Raw genomic sequence first — 22,804 nt, forward strand, 5'->3', positions numbered from 1 at the left:
AGGAGGATATGTATGGGTAAAAAAGTCGTGTTGGCGTTAGGTGGTAATGCAATTTTACGTCCTAAACAAGAACCAACATATGATAATCAATATGAGAACGTTATTAAAGCAAGTGAAAATATGATTGATATAAAAAAAGCAGGTCATAACATCATTGTGACGCACGGTAATGGGCCACAAGTTGGTAACATTATCGCGCAAAATGAAGCTGCTAAAGAAACCATTGCCCCGCTACCTATTTTTATTAGTAGCGCAGAATCACAAGGGTTTATCGGTTTTATGTTAGAAGCAGCATTAAAAAATAAACTGCACAAAGAACAGATGCCGATTAATGTTGTGACGTTAATGACAATGGTAGAAGTAGACAAGGATGACAAAGCATTTGAACATCCAACGAAGCCAATTGGTGTATTTTTTACAGAAGAAGAAGCCAAACAATTGGAAGACACAAAAGGCTACATGATGGTAGAAGATGCAGGGCGAGGCTATCGCCGCGTTGTACCTTCACCAGAACCACAAACAATTCATGGCATTGACGCTATCAATCAATTAGTCGATGACACAATTATTATTTCGTCAGGTGGCGGTGGTATTCCAGTTTATAAAGATGAAGCCGGTCGTATTCAAGGTGTCGATGCAGTGATTGATAAAGATAGATCCGGTCTCAAATTGGCACAACAAACACATGCAGATGTCTTTATGATGTTAACAGACGTGCCGAACGTTTATATTAACTGGGGTAAAGACAATGAACAGAAGCTGACACATATGACCGTTGCAGAAGCGGAACAATATATTCAAGAAGGTCAGTTCCCAGCCGGCAGTATGTTGCCGAAAGTGGAAGCAGCAATTGAATTTGCGAAGACGGGCAAAGAAGCCATTATTTGTGCGCTAGAAGACGCTGTTGATGCTTTAGCAGGACAAGCTGGTACAAAAATTACATTATAAAAAATAGGACTCGTGTAAAAGGGCGCGAGTCCTATTTTTGTCTAGCATGTCGTTGGAGACCACTAAAAAGTGTCGTGCAATAAACATAAAATCACCGCTACAAAACTGAGGGAATCGTTAGTCATCATTGTAGCGGTGTTTTGCTATTTGGGGTATGGGAACTGCGTGGGATAGAAGTCTCATCTATCCCACAGGGTTAGTATGGTTGTTACTTTAACATTCTATAAAATCTAGTGGCATAGGTGTTGCAAAGCCTAACATTACAAAGTTTTCAGTGCCAGTATTATAGACACCGTGAATATCACCTGGATAAGAAACGATAATATCACCTTTTGAGATGATGCGTTTTTCATCGTTATTTGTGATAAACTCGCCTTGACCTTCCAACACAATCCAGACGTCATCAGCGTCGGCATGCTTATGCGCTTTTAAAAACTGTCCAGGGCGTATACACCATACAGCACCAGCTGATTGCTTAGATTGATAAAAAATGTTTTTCTTTGCTTCAAAGTCACAATATTGATGTAACGTGTCTAACTTAAAATATCTTTCAGCCATTACACAAAGCCTCCTAATTGACAATGTAGTCCGGTGATTCATTATTTAACTTTTTATAGACATTCGTCGTCACAATTTCAGCCATCATATCGCGTGCTTCAAACGTTGCATTACCGATATGTGGTGTGATCACAACATTCTTCAACGTTTTCAATTTGTCATTAATTTCAGGTTCAAACTCAAACACATCAAGTGCTGCACCTTCAATGACTTTGTTTTCTAAAGCGTCAGCTAAAGCCGCTTCATGTACAATCGGGCCTCTTGAAGCGTTAATTAAGTACGCAGTTGGTTTCATCATCGCAATTTCTTCAGCATCAATCATATGCTTCATAGATGGATTATAAGAACAGTTAATTGCGACGAAATCAGCAGTTTTCAGCAATTCTTCCTGTGATACATATTTCGCTCCGAGCGCTTGTTCTTTCTCTTCATGTCTTGTAGGGCCACAGTATAAAATATCCATGTCGAAGCCTTTCGCACGTCTTGCTACAGCTGAACCAATCTCGCCTAAACCGATAATACCAATCGTTTTGCCAGACACTTCACGACCTCTGAAAAATAAAGGTGCCCAACCGTTAAAGCCAGTTGTACGACATAATTCGTCTCCTTCAACCACACGTCTTGCCGCCGCTAATAAAATCGCAAACGTTAAGTCAGCCGTTGCATTTGTAGAGGCATTCGGTGTGTTCGTCACATCAATACCTTTTGAACGTGCATAATCAATGTCGATATTATTAAAACCAGCACCATAGTTCGCAATAATTTTTAAATTCGGTGCCGCATCAATGACATCTTTGTCCACATTTGTCGACAACAAGCTGATCAACGCATCTTTATCTTTGATTTTGTCGATTAACGTTTCTTTAGTGATGAGCTTTTCTCCTTCAAACACGTCCACATGTTCAAAATGCTTTTCTAAAAACGTCATACCTGATTCAGGAATTTCTCCAGCAACTAAAATTTTCATGACTGTTCCTCCTTTATTCTACTTTGTAATTCAATTATAAGTCTTTTTGAATAGTGTTATTAGCACATAAATGGAAGAAAAATTCAGAATTATTGTTAGTAATGCACAAAAAGAAGGAGTGGATTTTTAATTAGTGCGGTATAAACAAGTTATTAGGATATGATAATGATACAAAGGGGGAAGGCGTATGACATTATTACCATGCAGTCCGATGAGTGTATTGATAGGGCGTTTATTTTTGAATGTCCCACCACAACAAATCAACTATTTTTTGGCTTTCGCTCTAGAAAAGCAATGAAAAATCAAGAAAATTGGGATCGTGTACAAAAACTGTTTGCGGAACTATTTGAAAAAGTTTTTCGTTATACATTGATGGTTTCAGTCGTGATTTTTGCGATGGACATCGCTTTCTTAATAGTGGGGTATGACAATTTACTGCTGACATCTGTTATTTCCCAGGCAATCATCTTGTTTGTGCTCTATTTTGCAGTATATTGGCATGTGAATCGGCAGTTAAATTAAAAAAGAGGCAACTTCTCAGTCAACCTCTTAAAACGGAATGAGTGTATATAACGCATTCATAAAAACAAGAGATAAGTATCTCTCGGAGACAAAGCGTCTCTTTCCTTACTGATCATATTATTTATTTTTAGTGTAATCGTCAATGATATTTTTAACAATCGTTGGACTGTTAGCCTACTTCTAATAAAGTAAAGGTCTTATGTTATCATCGAATTAAGGGAACACCACATTTGGGGAAGTAAATACATTTTGACAAAGGAGTTATGATGGATAAACAAAAACAACCTATGCCTAAGTCACAACAAGTATTGCTGGCAATAATTATCGTTATGCTCGTCCTTGAAGTGATACTAACCGCTTTCTTTATCTCGTTTAGTTCACCAATTTTCAAAGGGCTGACGATGATACACGGTCTTTTAATGATGGTATTTATCGTACGACAAGTGAAGCGAAAAGGACTTTAAATAAACCACCCCCAACATACGTAAGCGTGATGCGTATGATTGGGGGTGTTGTGCTTATTTTTGCCATACGTTTTCGAGGGCTTCGAGTGTTTTGCCTTTTGTTTCTGGGATGAACTTCCAGATGAATAGGCCGGATAAGATACACATCAAGGCGTAGAAGCCGTATGTGAATGTACCACTGAATGCCATCATTGATGGGTATGTTGATGTGATTGTAAAGTTGGCGAGCCATTGTGCGGCAACGGCGATGGCCATGGCGCCACTACGGATACGGTTTGGGAAGATTTCAGAGAGTAGTACCCATGTGATTGGTCCCCAACTCATCATGAATGACGCTGTGTAGATGACCATGAATAACAATGTGATAATACCGAATGTGCCGTTTGCTGTAAGGACGCTCATGCCGATCATACCAATCGCCATACCTGTTGAGCCGATGATGAGCAATGGTTTACGACCGAATTTATCGACATATAAAATAGCGACGACTGTAAAGATAACGTTCACTAAGCCCATCACGACGGTTTGAACCATCGCAGCATTGCCACCTGCACCGAGTTGTTCAAAAATACGTGGTGCGTAGTATAATGCGACGTTAATACCGATAAATTGTTGGAAAATCGATAAGAAAATCCCTACAATAATGACCGTTTTCCCGAAACTAAAAAGTGGGGCTTTCGTATCTTTTTCTTTATTTTTTGTTAAAACGATGTCGTTAAATACGTTTTGCGCATGTGATGCGGATGTATAGATTTTGTTGAGTACGGATAGTGCTTCTGCTTCTTTGTTTATCAGTGTCAGATAACGTGGTGTTTCTGGCACGAAGAACAGTAAGAAGAAAAAGACAGCTGCTGGAATGGCTTCGGTTGCGAACATATAACGCCAACCGATTGTTTCTATCCACTGTTGTGTTTCGCCAAAAATAATGCCGTAGTTGACGAAATAAACGACGAGCATCCCGAATATAATCGCAAATTGGTTGAACGATACGAGACGTCCACGAATGCTGGAAGGCGAGATTTCACTAATATAAACGGGTGAAATTGCTGACGCCAAACCTACACCAATACCGCCGATAACACGATAAATGTTGAACATAATGAGTAACATTAATGTCGGTTCACCGGGTGTGAAGAACATGAATTCTGGGAACCCTGATAATAAAGCTGAAACAACGAATAAAACGGCTGCGACTTGTAATGTGCGTTTACGACCAAAACGGCTGGAGAGGGATGATGATAATATCCCACCGATGACACAGCCGATTAAGGCACTTGAAACGGTTAATCCGTGAATAAAGTCGTTATAGTCAGCAGTAATATATTTTTGTAGTGATTGTTCGGCACCTGAGATAACGGCTGTATCATAACCGAATAACAAGCCGCCGAGTGTTGCGATTAAGGCAATGGTGAAAATAAACTTTTTATTATCGTAGTTTTTCATTTTATGCATCCCCTTGTTTATTTAAATGACAGTAACTGTTCTGAGATGGATTGCGTATGTTTGTATACAGATTGATAAATTGGGAATAGCTGTTCATATGTTTGGTGATGTGCTGGGTTCGGTGTGATGTCATCACGATAAGTAATCCATTGTTCGCGCATCGTTTGGAAATCATCGAACCAACCGGCTCCCATTGCCGCAAGCATTGCTGCACCGTAAGCAGGCCCTTGTTCTTGTGCTAACGTTCGGATAGATGCATTGAAAATGTCTGCTTGCATTTGTAGCCATGTCGCATTTTTAGCACCACCGCCGATTGAAACGATACGTTCGACCGGCTTGCCACTTTGACGAATAATGTCGATGCTGTCATGAATGGAGAAAGTAATGCCTTCAATAACAGCACGTTTTAAGTCATGATCAGTTGTTGTCGCATCAAGACCGATAAAGCTACTGCGAATCGTCGTATCGTTGTAAGGCGTACGTTCGCCTAACAAGTACGGTGTGAACAATAACCCATTCGCACCGGGTTTTGAAGACGGTAGGTCGTCTAAAAAGACATCGAAGTCTTCGGTTACATTTAATAATTTTTTGAGCCAGCCTAAGCTATAACCTGCCGACAGCGTGACGCCCATAATGTAATTTTGATTCGGGACACAATGATTAAAATAGTGAATGCTGCCATCATTTTCAAAATCTGTATCATTTTGAATTGCTAGGGCGACGCCGGATGTACCAATACTCACCATTTGCATACGGTCATCGGTAATGCCTGAGCCGAGCGCACCACATGCGTTATCTGCACCACCTTGATATACCGCAATATCATGAGATACGCTGAGTTGTGCTTGAATGTCTGTAGATAAGTCGCCATTTTTACCATGTGACGGTATAATGTCAGGCAATATCGCAGGGTCTAAGTCAAGTTGTTGTAACAAAGGTTGTGCCCAGTTGCCTTCTTTGACATTGAACAGTGACGTTCCTGACGCATCTGACGGTTCGCTGTACACATTGCCTGTGAGACGGTAGGCAATATAGTCTTTCGGTAACATGATTTTATGAATTTTTGCGAAGTTATCAGGTTCGTGTCGACGCACCCACATCAGTTTTGGTAAAGTGAAGCCTTCTAACACCGTGTTCTGCGTTTGTGCGAGGAATGTGTCCAGGCCAACAGTATTAAGCAATGACTGGACTTCGTTAGCTGTTCGCGTATCATTCCATAAAATCGCAGGACGAATCACATCGCCTTGCGCATCAATCATGACAAGCCCATGCATTTGGCCAGAAAAACTGATGCCGACAATGTCTTGTGCTGTTTCTTCATTAATAAAATATTTCAAGCTTTCAATGGTTGCGTCGTACCATACTTCAGGGTTCATTTCGCTATAACCGGATTGCGGGTGCTCTGTATGATAAGAGACGCTGTATTGATCTACAACGTCTCCTGCCATATTGACTTTTAAACTTTTTAACCCGCTCGTTCCGATGTCCATGCCGATTACGTATTTCATGTGCATCATCCCTCGTTGTTAATCGTTAAAATATATTGGTTAATGCGTGATTTAATAACTTCTAAATGATCAGATTGTAATGCGATATCGCCAAGTTGTAGGGCGTGTTGTTCTAATTCTTCAAAAGACGTCGCATCATTTATGATTTTTTCGCCGATACCATTTTTGAAAGAGGCATACTTATTGTCAACGATGTCTTCAAAGAAACGGTCTTCAATCATTTTATGTGCCACACGTAAGCCAAGCGCAAAGGCGTCCATACCAACGATATGTGTTAACACTAAATCTTCTTGCGTAAATGACGTACGTCTTGGTTTCGCATCGAAGTTGAGGCCACCTGGATTTAAGCCACCATTTTTCAAAATTTCATACATCGCTAAAGTCGTTTCGTAAACATCTGATGGGAACTCGTCTGTATCCCAGCCAAGCAATGGGTGACCTTGGTTGGCATCGACAGAACCTAACATACCGTTATCACGCGCATAGCGTAATTCGTGTTGGAATGTATGACCTGCTAAAGTCGCATGGTTCGCTTCAATATTGAATTTAAAGAAACCGTCTAAGTCATATTTTTGTAAAAAGGCATGTGCTGTCGCAACATCTGTATCGTATTGATGTGATGTTGGTTCTTTTGGCTTAGGTTCGATTAAAAATTGACCTGTAAAACCAATTTCATCTGCATACGCTTTTGCCATTTTAAAGAAACGTGCTAAGTTGTCTAACTCTAATTTCATATCCGTGTTGAGTAAGCTTTCGTAACCTTCACGTCCGCCCCAGAATACAAAGTTTTCAGCGTCTAACTTTTTAGCAATTTCAAGCGATTTTTTAACTTTTGCAGCTGCATACGCAAACACATCTGCATGAGAAGACGTGGCTGCACCGTGAACAAAGCGTTCATGTGTAAAGTTATTCGCTGTGTTCCATAATAACTTTTTACCTGTTTCAGCCATTTTATCTTTAATTAAATCTGTGATAACGTCTAAATTTTGGTTCGTTTCAGCAAGTGTTTTACCTTCAGGGGCAATATCCACGTCATGGAAACAGAAATATTCAATACCTGTTTTATCCATAAATTCAAAAATAGCCTCTACACGTGCTTTCGCCTTATCCATTTCATCTAGATTATCCCAATCACGTTGTGCCGTTCCTACACCAAATGGATCCGATAAATCAGCCGTGAATGTATGCCAGTAAGCCACACTAAATCTGAGATGTTCTTTCATCGTTTTGTCGCCGATTTTTTCATCTGGATTGTAATACTTAAAACTAAGAGGGTTCGTTGATGTCGGACCTTCATAAGCTACTTTGTCTATATCGAAATATGTCATAGAGAAAACCTCCTACATGTTAGTTTGTTTAATAAATTAACTAACTAGAATATAGCACGTTTTATTTATTTTGTAAACGTTTTCTATTGGGGGTTAGAAAATAAAAAAGAGGTTTTACGACGAAACGTTGGTTAGATTTCGCCGTAGTACCTCTTGTTAAGATGAAAAATCGAGTTTAATATTGCCGATATTAAGTATTTGTTGGGTAATGCCAAGCGCACCACCAAACAATGTTGCATATTGTACGTTGGATGTGAGGCGGATCGCTGTCGCGTCATATGAAAGCGTGTGGAGTTGGTCTTGAATTTGCGTTAATATTTCAGGTATTTCATTCATAATAGGGCAGTTAATATAAATATGTGCTGGATTGAGCTGCATAGAAAAGTTATAGATAAGCACCGCGATACGTTCAACAAATGTTTGGACTTCTTCCCGAACAATCGGGTGTTGTGCTTTGTAATATTGGCTGATTGTTTCGAGTGTGAGTGGTTCGTTCAAATGTGCACGCAAACGTGAAACAAGCGCATCTTGAGAACAAATATTTTCAATTTTGTCATAGTGGACAGGTTGTGTGTCTGAGACGAGCACCAGTGACTGCCCAATTTCGCCAGCACTGCCATCTGAACCACGATACAACTGATTGTTTAAAATAAGCCCAGCACCAATCCCTTTATGAATACTTAACGTTGCTAAACTTTCCGTACATGTATGATTGCGTAACGCATGTTCATAAAGCGCAGCAAGGTTGGCCTCATTTTCAATTAAAATCGGCACTTCCGCATACTGTTCCAGCCGTTCACGTACTGAAATGTCATCCAACTCAAGGAACGGCAACGTACGAATCGATTGATCTTGATTGACGATGCCGTGAATTGACACCGCAATCCCGAGCAAGCCATGTTGTGTGCCACGTTGATCGCTTGGATTCAACTTTGATTCCACAATCGACAATGCATGCGCCATCGTTTTTTCCGTTAGTGGGTAAGAATCATAGGCTAGCACTTTTCCATTAAACGCATTGACCATCATATCGACAGAATCATACGTAAAATCAAGAGAGACCGTATAGCCAAAATCCGGATTAATCTCCAGCAAAATCGTCTTTCTCCCACCTTTTTTCGTACTCTCGCCTTGCCCGACTTCACAGACAAGTTGTTGTGCTTTTAAGTGATTTAATACCCCCGAAATCGTCGCCTTATTCGTATTCGTCAACTGCGAAATATCCGTCATCGAGAGCGGTTTATGATTGAAAATCGTTTTTAACACCATGCGTTCATTAGCTGTAAAGGATAAATATGGCATCTGTTTCATTGCGTGAACCCCTTTAATAAGTTGATACTGTTAGTCATTGGACGTGGAACAGAAATTGAATCATTGTCATCATTTTCGTTTCCCAGTCCGCATCAATAATAAATAAGTATAGCATTAATTGAGAAAACGTGTCGTTGGAGGGAAGATTGGATTTAACTTGCGCGTAACTTCCAGAGTAGCTGAATAAGGGAAGTTAGAGTGTGATGAAGTGTTAAAAGAAAGAAATGTCTCGCTGACCGAGTTGTCACAAGCCGTTGATGTAACCATCGCCAACTTATCTATCCTAAAAACAGGTAAAGCCAAAGCCGTTCGTTTTAGTACACTTGAAGCGATTTGTAATTACTTGGACTGTCAGCCGGAAGATATTATTGTAAATGAATAACGTTAATATAACGCCACGTTCTCTCTAATTTAGAGAAATTGTGGCGTTTTTTGTTTTTATACTTAATGATAGTAAATCAATGAAATAAAACTTTAATATTCAAATGATGTATGAGATAATGTTTTTAAATTAAATGATGTGATAATAAGGAAGGATGATTTGAATTTGAAGAAGGTACTAGGTATTTTAACAACAACAGGATTAGCCCTTACGTTAGCTGCATGTTCGGGTGGGGATAATAACGAAAGCAATCAATCTCAAGACAAAACATCAAATAATGAAACGAGCCAAAATAAAACGAATGAAAATAACACTACAAATCAATCGAACAACCAACCTAAAAGTAATATGAATCAATCCAGTCAAAAACAACCGTCTGTCGATGAAATCGTCCAAAACTTAACGGATGAGGAAAAATATGCGTTGGCTTTATATGAAAGTGGAATAAATGATATTGTTGTAACACCTAATGATTTAGCAAATGGTCAGTATGAAAAGACACATAATGGTGGGCACAGTGAAATAAAGACTATAAGTCGGATTACACTTGTTCCTGGGAATCCCAATGGTCATCCTGGGACACCAAGTAATGTTAGACTTTATGGACCTTCACCGGCAAAGACAACTGCAGGGGGTACAGGTGTATTAATCAGTGATGATCAAGTAGTTATATACATTACACAGTCACCTAAAACTTATGATCAAATTGTTAATGATCCGTATGGTGCAAGTCATGTATTCAATGTAAAGGACCTATACAATCGCCATAGTAGTGAAGATTACAAAGGATTGGCAAGCAAAATTGTAATCGGACAAGCACCGTCAGAAGAAACATCACAAGCACAGGATACATCTTCTAGTTCATCTAGCAGTAGCTCTAGTATCAAAGTAACGCGTGAAAATGTAATCGACTTAGTAGAAGATTATGAAGGTCATTTGTTAGACACTAATACGTATACGTACAAAGAACCTGCACAATTAGGCGATGGTAGTTGGGGCTTTTCATTCCTTGATAAGGCCGGGAACTTAGCCGGATCTTATATTGTGAGTGCAGACGGTGTTGTAACGAAATATGATGAAAAAGGTATTGAAGAGTAGAATTTCATAAGAATAAAATCAGACCAAAAGTGTGAGTAGTATAACAGTCAAATTATGCTACCCACATTTTTTTATTTACAGAATATAAGTTAATTTGAAATATCAAAGGAATTATCAATACAAATTAAAGTGAATAACTAAAATAGTACTTCAATATTATAAAATTTTATGAGATAATGTAAATACACAATTATTTATCTGTTTTGGAAAGTTTCAATACTTTAAATAGGTTAGAACGTGTTTGAGTATCAAGAGACCATCCTTGCAGTAAAAGTAAAAAAATAAAAGATAGGAGACAATAATAGTGCAAGTTAATAAAGATATTGAGAAAAAATTCGCTGTTTCAGTTGCGACACCTTGGATTAAAGGGAAAATGGATGTTGACTCACATAATGTTATGATTGATATTCCCAATACAGTGCTTTTCGGATTAATACCTGCTGGTCGTCGAAAGCATACAACGCCATTGGGAAATGTATCTAACGTATACACAAGTAGCTCATACAAATTAGTACGTATGATATTTGGATTATTAATTTGTTTACTTTCTTTTGGCTTATTTGGAACGAGTTTTATACGTGCGTTTGTTTTATTAGCCTTAGGTGCATTGATAATTGCTTCTGGAATTATTACTGTTTTTCGCTATGAAAATAACGGTCATTCAGTCAGTGTGCCTTTACCGTTTTTTGAGGCACATCATGCTCAAGCATTTGCAGATAAAGTCATTGCGCAAATCAATCAATATAACGATCATCGCAATGGCTATATGAATGCTCAAATGATTAACAATCAACAGGCACAATCTACTGAACAAATTATTAATGCGATGAAAAAGTAAAATTAAGAATATAGCTATCTAGTTATATAAAGTAAAAGTGTGAACGGGATAACGACCTCCTGCTCACACTTTTTGACTATTTGATACTTTTACGGCCACGATGCCATTCTTCAATTAGGAATACAGCACCTAACGCAAAGAATAAGATAAAAGATAAGAAACTTGGAAAATGGTGTGTCACATACAAGTAGCCCATCACAAAAACGTATAGAACAGGAATAACTGCACCCCATATTGCGGATTGACGACTTGCCATGAAATATTGTAGTGCCAAAATCACAATAATAATAGGAATCGTGATGTACGATGGCATATACGCTCGCCCCCTTTGTTAAGTTTTCATACGCTATACCAATCGTAACATTTTCATCACATTAAACAAAATAACACACCATTACAATGTTTAGTAAATCAATAAAATAGTACTTTAATATTAGAATGTTGTATGAGATAATAACGGTATATAAAATGATAAGAAATGAGGATTAAAAGAATGAAAAAACTTTTATTTGGTGCGATTGTTTCGACATTTTTATTAACAGGCTGTTCAAATGTCACAAACTCAAAAGAATTGAAAATGGGTGAAGTTTTCAATAGTGGGAAAGAACATATTAGTTATGTTGTAGATGGTTCAGAAGATATTGATAAGGATTCGGAAATTGAAATGATGATTGTAACTAAAGATGGTAAATCAAAATTATATAATATCAAATCAGATACTACTTTAGGTGACATGGCCAAATTGGATGATGATAAGAAAAAAGAAAAAATGCTAAAAGATGATAAGAAGTATTTTAAAACAATGAAGGGATTCAAGTTGGACCAATTAAAATCACATATGTATTATATTAATCACAAAGATGATGAAAATTTGGAAGGTGACGCAGAATTGAATTCGCTGAAAATGGATGATGTAAAGAAATCTTATGATGAGGCAAAAAATATCAAATACAAAGAGCCAGAATTTAAAGATATAGAATTAACTGTTTTCACAGATGGTTCAGGGAATGAGACGTCTTCAGAAACGTTTACATTTGTAAATGAAAATCATTATTTTAATATAGATCCTGCTGAGTATAATGTATCAATATCTGTTCCTAAGTATCCTTTTGAAATTTACGATAAAAAATATGCTGGTTTTTATAGTCAGCGTAAAGAGATATACTTAATCACCGAAGTAGGTGATAAGGTTGAAACGCCAATGTTTGATTCACAAGACGACAAATATGTAGATAAAGTAGACTAAGATTTGTGCCTCTATTTATGTAGCGATGATGTTACATAAATAGAGGCTTTGTTATGCATAGCCGATAACATCAGCCAAGATGCAACGATGTTACACTAATAAAAACAGGGGGTTAAACGATGGACCGATTGATGTATGCATTAAAAACGGGTCTAATTGCGTTCCTTGTTTTTTGTACAGCGCGTTACTTGGTACCGTACGCAGTTATCTCAGAACATAAGATTATCTTTAGTCTTGTGAATACATTATTATTGGTTGCTATTTGGTTCTTCTTAATAGGGAAACCGCCAAAAAATTCATAAAAAAGAAGCCGTACAGAAGTGAACATGTCGCTTTTGTATGGCTTTTCGCTGTTATAAGTCTAAGTAATGCAGTGTGAAGGTTAAATCTTTCTCCAGATGTGTTTTCAGTAAGTGAACGGCTTGGTCGATGTCTCTTTTTTCTAATGCGGTCACGATTTCTCTATGTTCTTCGATAAGGCCGTGACGTCGCTTGTTGATGACGGTTTTGCTGAATAAGAATATAAAGCCTTTCATTTTTTCATAAGTTTCCATAATAAATTCATTATGTGTCGCGCTCATGAGTTTTTGATGAAATTGATCATTTGTTTCAATGACTAAGTTTTCATCGGCGTCGACGTCAATATTCGTATAACTGCGCAGTTCATCAATGTCTTCTTGGACAAAGACGATGGCTGCTTTTTTGAGTGCGTGTGTTTCGAGTAAGATGCGTAGCTCAAATATTTTTCGAAATTCTTCTGCGTTTGGTACGAAAATATAACCATCTTTAATCAAATATTCAAGTTCCAGTTGTTTCATTGCTTCTCGAATGGGTGTGCGACTCACATTATATTTTTCCGCCATTTTCACTTCTGTAATTTTTTCTCCGGGTTGTAAGATACCGTGAATAATATCGTCCCGCATTTGTTGATAGATCGATGTGTCTTTACGCATCATATCGTCGTGCCCCCTTATCAAAATTAGTGTACTACAAAATGCAATAGAAGAAAAATGTATACAATTTATAAAAAATGATATACAATAACTCTTGCAAACGTTTACAATTGGAGGGGTTAATATGAAAATTGGATGCATTGGACTTGGGATTATGGGAAAACCGATGGCAAAGCATTTTATCAACGCAGGTCATGATGTTTATGTGTATGACGTGAATGAAGCGGCTATTAATGAGTTGGCGCAGCTAGGAGGCCACCCTGCTACGATGCAAATGATGGCGGAACAGGCGGAATATATTATCACGTCGTTGCCTAGTGGTGCAATTGTGAAGGCGGTGTTATATAGCGGAGAAGATGCGTTAATGGCGCAACCGACCATTAACACGAAGTATGTGATTGATACGAGTTCTATTACACCGAATGAAGCACTGGAAATTCATAAAATGCTGGAAGAAGTGAACGTACAATATTGTGATGCACCGGTTAGTGGTGGGGAGCCACTGGCGATTACCGGTGAACTAGCGGTAATGATTGGTTGTGACGCACAAGTGTTAGGCACGGTTAAAACAGTGTTGGCACCTGTGTCGGCGTCTGTGATTCGCGTCGGCGATGTAGGAGCTGGTAGTGTTGTAAAGCTTGCAAACCAAATTATTGTGAATACGAATATTGTGGCATTGTCAGAAGCGGTTGTTTTGGCGAAAAAGTTCGATATTCAATTACAAGATATGTTTGACGCCATTCGTGGTGGCTTGGCAGGTTCAGCGGTTATGGAGGCGAAGTTCCCTAAGATGATCGCAGAAGACTATGCACCGGGTGGCACGATCAATATTAACTATAAAGATTTAAAAAATGTCATGATGACGGCAGATACTGTGAATTTGGCGCTCCCTGTTGCCAATATGGTGAAAGAGATGTACAAGGCGGAAGTGGCGTCTGATCATGGTATGAATGATCATTCAGGTGTGATCAAATATATCGAAAATATTAATCAATTGTAGGTGAGAGTTATGTTGAATCGACAATTAATTGAACAACGCCAAGGCGATGAGTTTCGTAAAGGGTTGGAGATGTTGAAGTTTAAAATCGTTGTATTAGACGATGATCCAACAGGGACACAAACGGTGAAAGATTTGCCGGTGTATACAGATTGGTCAGAACAGTATATTGAAGATGGTTTTCGACAACCACATAATATGTTTTATATTTTAACGAATTCACGTGCATTAACTGAAAAAGAAACAACCGTGTTACATCAGACGATTATTAAAAATATTGAGTCTGTATCACAAAAGTTAGATATGCCTTACATGGTGATTAGCCGTGGTGACTCGACGTTACGTGGGCATTTTTATTTAGAACCTAAAGTGTTAAATGATGCGGCAGACAAGCCATTCGATGCGGTATTTTATGCGCCGGCATTTTTTGAAGGCAATCGCTTCACATACGAGGGTGTGCACTATTTAGAAGACAATGGTGTGCTTATTCCTGTTTCAGATAGTGAGTTTGCGCATGATACGACGTTTGGCTTTAAAAGTGAGACGATGGCAGCTTTCATAGAAGAAAAGAGTCATGGTGCAATTAAGCAAGAAAACGTACAACATATTACGTTGCAACAATTAAGAAATCGAGACAGTTTATTCGATGTCTTTGCACAACTTGAAGGTTTTGAAGCGGTGGTTGTTGATGCGTTGAATGATGAAGATATGGATTATTTTGTGGCATGCTTAATTGATTTTCTGAATCAACAGCCGAAACGCTTTATTTTTAGAACGGCTGCGTCTTTTGTAAAAGCGATTTGTCAGACGCCGGGGGAAATTATTCAGTTGAACGACTATCAACAGAGTGATCACGGTGGCTTGATGATTGTTGGCTCGCATGTGAAGAAGTCGTCTGAACAGTTACAACATTTGTTAGCACATTCGGATATTCAAGCGGTGGAGTTTGGTGTAAAAATTTTAGAAACGCCAGAGTTAGTGGATGATTATATCCAACAGTTAACACAACAAGTAGAGGCGTTGTTGCGTACAGGGCAAGATGTGGTGCTGTATACGTCACGTGATGTTGTGAAAACGACAGATACCGATCAAAACTTAAATATTTCAACACGTATTTCAGACAGTTTAGTTCAAATCGTTCAAAATCTAACAATCCAGCCAAGTTTTATTATTGCGAAAGGCGGGATTACGTCAAGTGATGTCGCAACGAAAGGGTTAGGCATTAAAAAAGCGGAAGTCATCGGTCAAGTGACGAATGGTGTGCCCGTATGGTTAACGGGAGATGAAGCGAAGTATGCGGGTATGCCGTATGTGATTTTCCCGGGAAATGTTGGCGCTGTTGAAACGTTAACGAATGTTTATCAAATGAATCAAACACGTAAAGGATAAGAGAGGGGTTACTGTATATGATGGGAGATGTTTGGCCAATTATTGGCGTTGTCATTGGTGTGGCATTATTACTGTTTTTAATTATGGGCTTGAAGTTGAATACATTTATCGCATTAATTATTACGTCGATGGTGACGGGTATTATTTTAGGAATGCCGATTGATCAAGTGGTCGCAACTGTTGAAAAAGGAATGGGCGATACGCTTGGACATATCGCGATTATTTTCGGTCTCGGTGCGATTTTAGGTAAACTGCTGTCAGACGGTGGGGGTGCAACGAAAATTGCCGACACGTTGATTGTGACGTTCGGGACGAAACATGTGACATGGGCGATGATTATTGCGTCATTTATTATTGGGATTTCGCTATTTTTAGAAGTAGCGTTCGTATTATTGATTCCACTCGTGTTTACGTTGGCGAAACGTATGGATATTCCACGATTACAGGTTGGGCTACCGATGACTGCAGCGATTGCGGTAACACATGGTTTCTTACCACCACATCCAGGTCCGGTTGCGATTTCAGAAGCAATTAATGCGAATGTGGGTTACGTGTTAATGTATGGGATTATTATCGGTATTCCATTGGCAATTATTGTAGGGGGTACATTCCCTGCGATGGCACGTAAATTGGCTCCATCTGCTTTTGATAAAGTGAATGAAGCGGCTGTCGACAATGATGTTAATGAATTAAAAGTAACCACATTACCAAGCTTTGGTGTGAGTTTATTAACAGCACTTTTACCAGTTATTTTAATGATTATCGCAACGATTGTGCAACTGGTGACAGGGCATGAAGATGGTAAAGCAAGCGGATTAGAAGGATTTATTTACTTTATCGGTTCATCATCAACAGCGATGCTGATTGCGGTGCTATTTGCGATTTATACAATGGGCATTAGACAACAACGTTCAATGAATAACATTATGGATTCCGTGACAGCAGCGATTACACCGATTGCGATGTTATTACTCATCATCGGTGGTGGCGGTACGTTCAAACAAATTTTAATCGACGGTGGTGTAGGTGACGCCATTTCAAATATCTTCAGTGATACGAACATGTCACCCATTGTGTTGGCATGGTTAGCCGCTGCGTTATTACGTCTAGCATTAGGTTCCACAACAGTGTCTGCCATTTCATCAGTCGGTATTGTCTTGCCAATGTTGCAGTCGTCAGATGTTAACTTAGCACTTGTCGTACTTGCGATTGGTGCGGGTAGTATTTTCTGCTCACACGTAAACGACGCTGGATTCTGGATGTTCAAAGAGTACTTTGGCTTATCAATGAAAGAAACATTTTTAACTTGGACATTGTTAGAGTCTATCTTGTCGGTACTTGGTCTAGGTTTTGTCTTGTTGTTAGGAATGGTAATATAGCCGTTGTATATGGAAAAGTAAGTATGTGATGAAACAACATAAAATTTTAAACAAAATATCTTTATAAACACAACGGATAATAAGTGTGTAAATGAGTCGGCGTTGTAGCGCAGATAGAAAATTAATACTGCATTAATGGGAGTCAGCGTTGTAGCGCGGACAGAAAATTAATACTACATTAACGAGAATCGGCGTTGTGGCGCGGATATAAAATAAATACTACATAAAATGAAGCCGTACAATAGTGAGAGATGTCGCTATTGTACGGCTTTTATCATTTATTGTTTTTCACGATAACCTAGAGATGCAGAGATTATACAACCACCTAAGAAATAAATAAGTGGCCTTATTAATGTGTTGGCTAACGTTTGATGAAAAATAAGCATTAATATAATGGTGAGTAGTCCTAAAATAAAGAGCAGTCGGTTTTTAATATACAAGAGAATCACTCCTTACAGCCAGTGTATCATTTTTAAGGCTGTAATTAGAGACATTTACGATGCGGTTGTGCGCTCTTTTGACAAGGCGATGTATGCCCCTAACACTGCGAAAATAATACCGAGTACGAGATAAATCGTTAGCTGTGATTCGCCAATCATCACGCTCGCAATACCCCCAATTGCTGGAAAACCGGCAACCATATAGCTACTTTTAGAAGCACCAATGTTTTTAACAAGTTTTAAATAAAAGAGCCAAGCAACAAATGATGCCAATATGGCGAGATAGCTTAAGCCGAGCCAGTATGTAGGTTGTGTTGGAATGACGAATGATTGTCCACTTACTATTGAAAAAACAAGTAATAGCACGACGGCACTGAACATACCAACAGTATTTGCTAGTACGGGGTCAATATTTTTATCACTATTATAAAGTGAGAAGACGTCGCCTAAGGAAGTGATACATGTACCGAGTATAGCAAGGGCGGCCCCTAACAAAACGTCTCCACTTAATTGATGCAGTTGTGGAATGAGTGTCACGATAACACTTAAAATACCTAATGTACCACCGACATAAATCTTCTTGCTTACACGCTGTTTTAAAACGATGCTAATAAAGAGCGGTGTTGTTACAACTTTCATAGAGAAAATAAGTGTCACAAGGGCAGATGTTGTGAGTATCGTGCCGTAATACAATAATAAATAGCTAATCGCAAAGTTACATAGTCCAAAGCCAATGACCGTCCATAGATTTCTTTTTAACCCTGTTGGACGTTTGTGTTGAACATACAAAAGAATGGAAAAGAGACCGAATGCGATAATGGACCGATACAATAATGGACCGATACAATAATGAAATTTCGAGTGGTGCGTCAGTGCCTTGTATTTTCACGGCGATGAAGTTCAGTCCCCAAATAAGCATACAGCAGATGTACATAAATGGATTCAATGCGTATTCCCCCTTGCATACAATAACTTGTATTTTACTATAGCGAAAGTTGCGTCAGAACACAATGTGAAGTGATTGGGTCAGTGTGCTGTCATAGTGCGGTCACTCAGAAGGATGTCTCGAATTGCCCGAGTATCGGCAAATATTGCGCTTTATGTCTTGAATGTAGTTGGTGTATGATAAGGATATAAGTATGTATAGTACGGGAGGTTATTTTGGTGACGCAAGCACAGCCAAAATTTTTAACAATTTATAATACGCTTTATGAAGAAATTCAAATGGGCAAGTTTCCGGGTGGCGAGGCATTACCGACGGAGAAGGTCCTTTGTGAACGTTTTGGTGTGAGTCGTATGACGTTGCGCCAAGCGATTAAGCTGTTGACGGAAGATGGTGTTGTGGAGAGTATTCGTGGGAAAGGTCATTTCGTCGTGTCGCAACATCGAGATCACAGTGCATCGAGTATGGCACGATTGGCGCATCCCCTCCAACAAATGGCACGTTATCCGATGACACTTGATGCGATTCACTATCGTGTTGATTTGGAAAGCGAGTATACGAATCATTTGTTCCCGGATCATCCATCAGTGGTTGTGGCGATGGAGCGTTATTACACACGCAAAGACAATGAGACACAACAAGCAGATGCGATGTGCTTTACGTTTATTCCAATTAATGTCATTGATATGTATGAGGTGTCGACGCAAGATGAAGCGGCTGTGCGAACGTTTGTTGAACAACAAGTGTATCAATATGCAGCGCAGTCTGATTTGAAATTTACTATGACACAAAAGCCGCACTTTGCGCATGATGCTCATACGTTTGATGGTGGTGAACATTGCTGGCTGATTGTGGAGACGGTGTACAGTGGTCATGAAAGTCCGATTGTCATCAATAAATGGTATGTGCCGCAAACGCAGGCAGATATAACCGTGACACGTATGAAAGAAACAACGTAGACAGAGCTTAGTATGTTGTTGGCGTTGTCTAAAATAAAAAGTAGTTGTCTAGTCTATGATAATAAAATACAAATGAAAGTCATATGAGGAAATGCACATGAACGGTGCCACCTTGTATGGCTTTTTATTTAGTAAAGCTTTGTTGTAGTGTCTCGATAAGGCTGGTTTTTCAGGCATATGCAATTAATATCATCGTTCAATTGGTTTCAATTTCGTCGTTCGACAATTTGTCACAAATTACATCTTGAAAGCGCTATCTACAAGTTGTAAGATATAAGTGGTTAGACAAATAGACAAATTACTATACAACTTGGAGGTCGTTATACATGAAAGCTACACCACATATTAAGCCGATGAACGGCGTAGAGATTGCAGAGACAGTATTATTACCAGGAGATCCACTACGTGCGAAGTTTATTGCGGAGACGTATTTGGAAGATGTACAACAGTTCAATGGTGTAAGAAACATGTTCGGTTACACAGGCACGTACAAAGGTCAAAAAGTATCTGTGATGGGTTCAGGTATGGGGATTCCATCAATCGGTATTTATTCATATGAGTTGATTCATACATTTGGTTGTAAGAAGTTAATCCGTGTCGGTTCATGCGGTGCAATGCAACCGGATATCGACTTATACGATGTGATTATTGCGCAAGCGGCATCAACAGATTCTGACTATGTGAAACAATATCGTTTACCAGGTCACTACGCGCCAATCGCTTCTTATCGTTTATTAGAAGGTGCGGTAAGTAAAGCACGTGAAAAAGGTGTGAACTATCATGTTGGTAACGTGTTATCAAGTGATATTTTCTATAATGCAGATGAAACAGCGAATGAACGTTGGCAACGCATGGGTATTTTAGGCGTAGAAATGGAATCTGCAGCGTTATATATGAATGCGACATATGCAGGTGTCGAAGCGTTAGGTGTGTTTACAGTAAGTGACCACATTATTCACAACAAAGCCACAACACCAGAAGAAAGAGAACGTGCGTTTACGGATATGATTGAAATCGCACTGTCTCTCATTTAAGGAGTGACTGTGATGACATCATATGACAAAGTGAAAAAAGCGGTACCGATCTTACTCTTTCTATTCGTTTTCAGTTTGGTTATCGACAACTCGTTCAAATTAATTTCAGTTGCGATTGCGGATGACTTGAACATTTCGGTAACGACGGTAAGTTGGCAAGCGACTCTTGCAGGACTTGTAATTGGTATCGGGGCAGTGGTGTATTCATCACTGTCTGATGCGATCAGTATCCGTACACTGTTTATTTACGGTGTGTGTTTAATCATTATCGGTTCAATTATTGGTTATATTTTCCAAGGGAACTTCCCGCTGTTGTTAACAGGACGTATTATTCAAACGTCAGGACTTGCGGCGGCTGAGACATTGTATGTTATTTATGTTGCGAAGTACTTGTCCAAAGAAGATCAGAAGACGTATCTCGGTTTGAGTACGAGTAGTTATTCATTATCACTCGTTATCGGTACGTTATCAGGTGGTTTTATTTCAACGTACTTACACTGGACGAATATGTTTTTAATCGCATTAATCGTTGTGTTTACACTTCCGTTCCTAGTTTAAACTTTTACCAAAAGAAGAGTCAGTGAACAAAGCACATCTTGATTTTATTGGATTGGTTTTAGTGTCAACGATTGCGACAACGGTGATGTTGTTTATTACGAACTTTAACTGGTGGTATTTAGCAGGTGCATTGATTGTTATTGCTATTTTTGCGCTATACATTAAAAATGCGAAACAGCCATTGGTTGATAAGAAATTTTTCCAAAACAAACGCTATGCATCATTTTTATTTATTGTGTTTGTGATGTATATGATACAGTTAGGTTATATTTTTACGTTCCCATTTATTATGGAACAGATTTATCATTTTGAATTAGATACAACATCATTATTACTGATTCCTGGTTATTTAGTGGCAGTTGTTGTCGGTGCATTGAGTGGTAAAATTGCGAATTTCTTAAATTCAAAACAAGCGATTATCACAGCGATTGGCTTAATTGCGTTGAGCTTGTTCTTACCAGCATTTGTCGTTGGTCAACATGTATCGATTTTCGTAATCTCAATGATTTTCTTCGCAGGTAGCTTTGCGTTAATGTACGCACCGTTATTAAATGAAGCGATTCGCACAATCGACGTCAGTATGACAGGTGTTGCGATTGGTTTCTACAACTTAATTATTAACGTGGCAGTATCAGTAGGAATTGCGATTGCAGCAGCTTTGATTGATTTTAAAGCACTTAATTTCCCGGGTAATACAGCATTGACGTCTCACTTTGGTATGATTTTAATTATCTTAGCGTTGATGAGTATTGTTGGACTTGTATTATTTGTTGTATTAAATCGTTGGACAAAAACAGAAGCATAAAAGGAGTTATAACATGAATTACGCAAAATATATTGATCATACTTTATTAAAACCTGAATCAACACGCGCACAAATTGACAAAATTATTGAAGAAGCGAAGGAATACCACTTCAAATCAGTATGTGTGAATCCAACACATGTGGCGTATTCAGCTGAAAAATTAGCGGACTCAGATGTCTTAGTATGTACGGTTATCGGGTTCCCATTAGGAGCGTCAACATCTGACGTGAAAGCATGCGAAACGAAAGATGCAATTGCGAAAGGTGCCGATGAAATCGATATGGTGATTAATATCGGTGCGTTGAAAGACGGGCGTTATGATGATGTACAAGCAGACATCGAAGCGGTTGTCGAAGCATCTGGCGATAAAACGGTTAAAGTCATTATCGAAACAGTCTTATTAACAGATGAAGAAAAAGTCAAAGCATGCGAACTTTCTAAAGCAGCAGGTGCGGACTTTGTGAAGACATCTACTGGTTTCGCTGGTGGCGGCGCAACACCGGAAGATGTGAAATTAATGAAAGATACAGTGGGCGATGCATTAGAAGTGAAAGCGTCAGGTGGCGTGCGTAACTTGGCAGACTTCCAAGCAATGTTAGACGCAGGCGCAACACGTGTTGGCGCAAGTGCAGGCGTACAAATTATGCAAGGGTTAGAAGCAGACACAGATTATTAAAAGACATAAAACTTTAAGGAGTGATTGTGATGACAACACCATTTCAACGTGTTCACTT

23 protein-coding genes and 1 pseudogene are annotated in these 22,804 nt (G+C 38.9%); 15 read left to right on the forward strand and 9 right to left on the reverse strand.

Annotation, left to right across the window (positions count from 1 at the left end; all coding sequences use genetic code 11):
* Positions 1–12: 12 nt before the first annotated feature.
* Positions 13–948 (forward strand): carbamate kinase, encoded by a 936-nt coding sequence (gene arcC / locus TP70_RS00090; protein ID WP_044358459.1) that lies wholly within the window; start codon positions 13–15, stop codon positions 946–948.
* 213 nt (positions 949–1,161) lie between these two features.
* On the opposite strand, the gene TP70_RS00095 is transcribed toward arcC, so the two are convergent.
* Together TP70_RS00095 and TP70_RS00100 are read right to left on the reverse strand one after the other, a co-directional pair.
* Positions 1,162–1,506: a cupin domain-containing protein gene (locus TP70_RS00095; RefSeq protein ID WP_044358460.1), complete on the reverse strand. Its 345-nt coding sequence runs from the start codon at positions 1,504–1,506 to the stop codon at positions 1,162–1,164.
* A gap of 13 nt (positions 1,507–1,519) precedes the next feature.
* Positions 1,520–2,473, reverse strand: a complete 954-nt coding sequence (locus TP70_RS00100) for a 2-hydroxyacid dehydrogenase family protein (RefSeq protein ID WP_044358461.1) — start codon at positions 2,471–2,473, stop codon at positions 1,520–1,522.
* 201 nt (positions 2,474–2,674) lie between these two features.
* Between TP70_RS00100 and TP70_RS12335 the strand changes: the two genes are divergently transcribed.
* Positions 2,675–2,995, forward strand: coding sequence for an SdpI family protein (locus TP70_RS12335; RefSeq protein WP_169924283.1), 321 nt, complete (start codon positions 2,675–2,677; stop codon positions 2,993–2,995).
* A gap of 263 nt (positions 2,996–3,258) precedes the next feature.
* Positions 3,259–3,459, forward strand: a complete 201-nt coding sequence (locus TP70_RS00110) for a hypothetical protein (RefSeq protein WP_244914282.1) — start codon at positions 3,259–3,261, stop codon at positions 3,457–3,459.
* Positions 3,460–3,513: 54 nt separating this feature from the next.
* Here the strand turns inward: TP70_RS00110 and xylE are convergent, their stop codons facing one another.
* From xylE to TP70_RS00130, 4 genes are all read right to left on the reverse strand, one after another.
* Positions 3,514–4,911: a D-xylose transporter XylE gene (gene xylE, locus TP70_RS00115; protein ID WP_338091855.1), complete on the reverse strand. Its 1,398-nt coding sequence runs from the start codon at positions 4,909–4,911 to the stop codon at positions 3,514–3,516.
* A gap of 8 nt (positions 4,912–4,919) precedes the next feature.
* Positions 4,920–6,410, reverse strand: a complete 1,491-nt coding sequence (xylB, locus tag TP70_RS00120; RefSeq protein ID WP_044358481.1) for a xylulokinase — start codon at positions 6,408–6,410, stop codon at positions 4,920–4,922.
* 5 nt (positions 6,411–6,415) lie between these two features.
* Positions 6,416–7,738 carry a xylose isomerase gene (gene xylA, locus TP70_RS00125; protein ID WP_044358465.1) on the reverse strand — a complete coding sequence of 441 codons (1,323 nt, stop codon included), beginning with the start codon at positions 7,736–7,738 and terminating at the stop codon, positions 6,416–6,418.
* A 156-nt stretch (positions 7,739–7,894) separates the two neighbouring features.
* Positions 7,895–9,049: an ROK family transcriptional regulator gene (locus TP70_RS00130; protein WP_044358466.1), complete on the reverse strand. Its 1,155-nt coding sequence runs from the start codon at positions 9,047–9,049 to the stop codon at positions 7,895–7,897.
* Between the two features lie 208 nt (positions 9,050–9,257).
* Here TP70_RS00130 and TP70_RS00135 point away from each other — a divergent pair, with 208 nt between their 5' ends.
* From TP70_RS00135 to TP70_RS00145, 3 genes are all read left to right on the forward strand, one after another.
* A complete protein-coding gene (locus tag TP70_RS00135) occupies positions 9,258–9,431 on the forward strand; it encodes a helix-turn-helix domain-containing protein (RefSeq protein ID WP_044358467.1) in 174 nt (57 codons plus the stop codon).
* 165 nt (positions 9,432–9,596) lie between these two features.
* The gene (locus tag TP70_RS00140) at positions 9,597–10,529 is read left to right on the forward strand and encodes a hypothetical protein (RefSeq protein WP_044358468.1); all 933 of its coding nucleotides are present in this window, start codon (positions 9,597–9,599) and stop codon (positions 10,527–10,529) included.
* Between the two features lie 304 nt (positions 10,530–10,833).
* The gene (locus tag TP70_RS00145) at positions 10,834–11,367 is read left to right on the forward strand and encodes a hypothetical protein (protein WP_052502842.1); all 534 of its coding nucleotides are present in this window, start codon (positions 10,834–10,836) and stop codon (positions 11,365–11,367) included.
* A gap of 76 nt (positions 11,368–11,443) precedes the next feature.
* On the opposite strand, the gene TP70_RS00150 is transcribed toward TP70_RS00145, so the two are convergent.
* Positions 11,444–11,680 carry a hypothetical protein gene (locus TP70_RS00150; RefSeq protein WP_044358470.1) on the reverse strand — a complete coding sequence of 79 codons (237 nt, stop codon included), beginning with the start codon at positions 11,678–11,680 and terminating at the stop codon, positions 11,444–11,446.
* A 180-nt stretch (positions 11,681–11,860) separates the two neighbouring features.
* Between TP70_RS00150 and TP70_RS00155 the strand changes: the two genes are divergently transcribed.
* Entirely contained in the window at positions 11,861–12,613 is a 753-nt protein-coding gene (locus TP70_RS00155; RefSeq protein WP_044358471.1) for a membrane lipoprotein lipid attachment site-containing protein, read from the forward strand.
* A gap of 119 nt (positions 12,614–12,732) precedes the next feature.
* Positions 12,733–12,915 carry a hypothetical protein gene (locus TP70_RS00160; protein ID WP_044358472.1) on the forward strand — a complete coding sequence of 61 codons (183 nt, stop codon included), beginning with the start codon at positions 12,733–12,735 and terminating at the stop codon, positions 12,913–12,915.
* A gap of 51 nt (positions 12,916–12,966) precedes the next feature.
* On the opposite strand, the gene TP70_RS00165 is transcribed toward TP70_RS00160, so the two are convergent.
* On the reverse strand, positions 12,967–13,569 hold the full coding sequence (locus TP70_RS00165; RefSeq protein ID WP_044358473.1) for a GntR family transcriptional regulator: 603 nt from the start codon (positions 13,567–13,569) through the stop codon (positions 12,967–12,969).
* 121 nt (positions 13,570–13,690) lie between these two features.
* On the opposite strand from TP70_RS00165, the gene TP70_RS00170 reads away from it, so the two are divergent.
* From TP70_RS00170 to TP70_RS00180, 3 genes are read left to right on the forward strand one after another with little or no spacing between them, the layout of a single operon-like run.
* A complete protein-coding gene (locus TP70_RS00170) occupies positions 13,691–14,566 on the forward strand; it encodes an NAD(P)-binding domain-containing protein (protein WP_044358474.1) in 876 nt (291 codons plus the stop codon).
* Between the two features lie 9 nt (positions 14,567–14,575).
* Positions 14,576–15,952 carry a four-carbon acid sugar kinase family protein gene (locus TP70_RS00175; RefSeq protein WP_044358475.1) on the forward strand — a complete coding sequence of 459 codons (1,377 nt, stop codon included), beginning with the start codon at positions 14,576–14,578 and terminating at the stop codon, positions 15,950–15,952.
* A gap of 17 nt (positions 15,953–15,969) precedes the next feature.
* Positions 15,970–17,331 (forward strand): gluconate:H+ symporter, encoded by a 1,362-nt coding sequence (locus TP70_RS00180; RefSeq protein ID WP_044358476.1) that lies wholly within the window; start codon positions 15,970–15,972, stop codon positions 17,329–17,331.
* 494 nt (positions 17,332–17,825) lie between these two features.
* On the opposite strand, the gene TP70_RS00185 is transcribed toward TP70_RS00180, so the two are convergent.
* Entirely contained in the window at positions 17,826–18,602 is a 777-nt protein-coding gene (locus TP70_RS00185; protein ID WP_240626955.1) for a DMT family transporter, read from the reverse strand.
* Positions 18,603–18,935: 333 nt separating this feature from the next.
* Between TP70_RS00185 and TP70_RS00190 the strand changes: the two genes are divergently transcribed.
* The 4 genes and pseudogenes from TP70_RS00190 to deoC all read left to right on the forward strand — a co-directional run bounded on the left by TP70_RS00190 (position 18,936) and on the right by deoC (position 22,746).
* The gene (locus tag TP70_RS00190; RefSeq protein ID WP_044358477.1) at positions 18,936–19,673 is read left to right on the forward strand and encodes a GntR family transcriptional regulator; all 738 of its coding nucleotides are present in this window, start codon (positions 18,936–18,938) and stop codon (positions 19,671–19,673) included.
* 326 nt (positions 19,674–19,999) lie between these two features.
* Positions 20,000–20,707, forward strand: coding sequence for a purine-nucleoside phosphorylase (gene deoD, locus TP70_RS00195; RefSeq protein WP_044358478.1), 708 nt, complete (start codon positions 20,000–20,002; stop codon positions 20,705–20,707).
* Positions 20,708–20,719: 12 nt separating this feature from the next.
* Positions 20,720–22,070: pseudogene (locus TP70_RS00200) on the forward strand (MFS transporter).
* A gap of 13 nt (positions 22,071–22,083) precedes the next feature.
* Positions 22,084–22,746: a deoxyribose-phosphate aldolase gene (gene deoC / locus TP70_RS00205; RefSeq protein ID WP_044358479.1), complete on the forward strand. Its 663-nt coding sequence runs from the start codon at positions 22,084–22,086 to the stop codon at positions 22,744–22,746.
* The last annotated feature ends 58 nt before the right edge of the window (positions 22,747–22,804 follow it).

Origin of the sequence: Staphylococcus microti (genome assembly GCF_000934465.1) — a bacterium.
GTDB lineage: Bacteria > Bacillota > Bacilli > Staphylococcales > Staphylococcaceae > Staphylococcus > Staphylococcus microti.

What these genes read in the sequence shown, in the direction of transcription:
- TP70_RS00110 (WP_244914282.1), top strand. Translation starts at nt 3,259, where the DNA reads ATGATGGATAAACAAAAACAACCTATGCCTAAGTCACAACAAGTATTG.
- xylA (WP_044358465.1), bottom strand. Translation starts at nt 7,738, where the DNA reads ATGACATATTTCGATATAGACAAAGTAGCTTATGAAGGTCCGACATCA.
- TP70_RS00150 (WP_044358470.1), bottom strand. Translation starts at nt 11,680, where the DNA reads ATGCCATCGTACATCACGATTCCTATTATTATTGTGATTTTGGCACTA.
- TP70_RS00160 (WP_044358472.1), top strand. Translation starts at nt 12,733, where the DNA reads ATGGACCGATTGATGTATGCATTAAAAACGGGTCTAATTGCGTTCCTT.
- TP70_RS12335 (WP_169924283.1), top strand. Translation starts at nt 2,675, where the DNA reads ATGCAGTCCGATGAGTGTATTGATAGGGCGTTTATTTTTGAATGTCCC.
- xylE (WP_338091855.1), bottom strand. Translation starts at nt 4,911, where the DNA reads ATGCATAAAATGAAAAACTACGATAATAAAAAGTTTATTTTCACCATT.
- TP70_RS00170 (WP_044358474.1), top strand. Translation starts at nt 13,691, where the DNA reads ATGAAAATTGGATGCATTGGACTTGGGATTATGGGAAAACCGATGGCA.
- deoC (WP_044358479.1), top strand. Translation starts at nt 22,084, where the DNA reads ATGAATTACGCAAAATATATTGATCATACTTTATTAAAACCTGAATCA.
- xylB (WP_044358481.1), bottom strand. Translation starts at nt 6,410, where the DNA reads ATGAAATACGTAATCGGCATGGACATCGGAACGAGCGGGTTAAAAAGT.
- TP70_RS00165 (WP_044358473.1), bottom strand. Translation starts at nt 13,569, where the DNA reads ATGATGCGTAAAGACACATCGATCTATCAACAAATGCGGGACGATATT.
- TP70_RS00130 (WP_044358466.1), bottom strand. Translation starts at nt 9,049, where the DNA reads ATGAAACAGATGCCATATTTATCCTTTACAGCTAATGAACGCATGGTG.
- TP70_RS00175 (WP_044358475.1), top strand. Translation starts at nt 14,576, where the DNA reads ATGTTGAATCGACAATTAATTGAACAACGCCAAGGCGATGAGTTTCGT.
- arcC (WP_044358459.1), top strand. Translation starts at nt 13, where the DNA reads ATGGGTAAAAAAGTCGTGTTGGCGTTAGGTGGTAATGCAATTTTACGT.
- TP70_RS00180 (WP_044358476.1), top strand. Translation starts at nt 15,970, where the DNA reads ATGATGGGAGATGTTTGGCCAATTATTGGCGTTGTCATTGGTGTGGCA.
- TP70_RS00155 (WP_044358471.1), top strand. Translation starts at nt 11,861, where the DNA reads ATGAAAAAACTTTTATTTGGTGCGATTGTTTCGACATTTTTATTAACA.
- TP70_RS00095 (WP_044358460.1), bottom strand. Translation starts at nt 1,506, where the DNA reads ATGGCTGAAAGATATTTTAAGTTAGACACGTTACATCAATATTGTGAC.
- TP70_RS00100 (WP_044358461.1), bottom strand. Translation starts at nt 2,473, where the DNA reads ATGAAAATTTTAGTTGCTGGAGAAATTCCTGAATCAGGTATGACGTTT.
- deoD (WP_044358478.1), top strand. Translation starts at nt 20,000, where the DNA reads ATGAAAGCTACACCACATATTAAGCCGATGAACGGCGTAGAGATTGCA.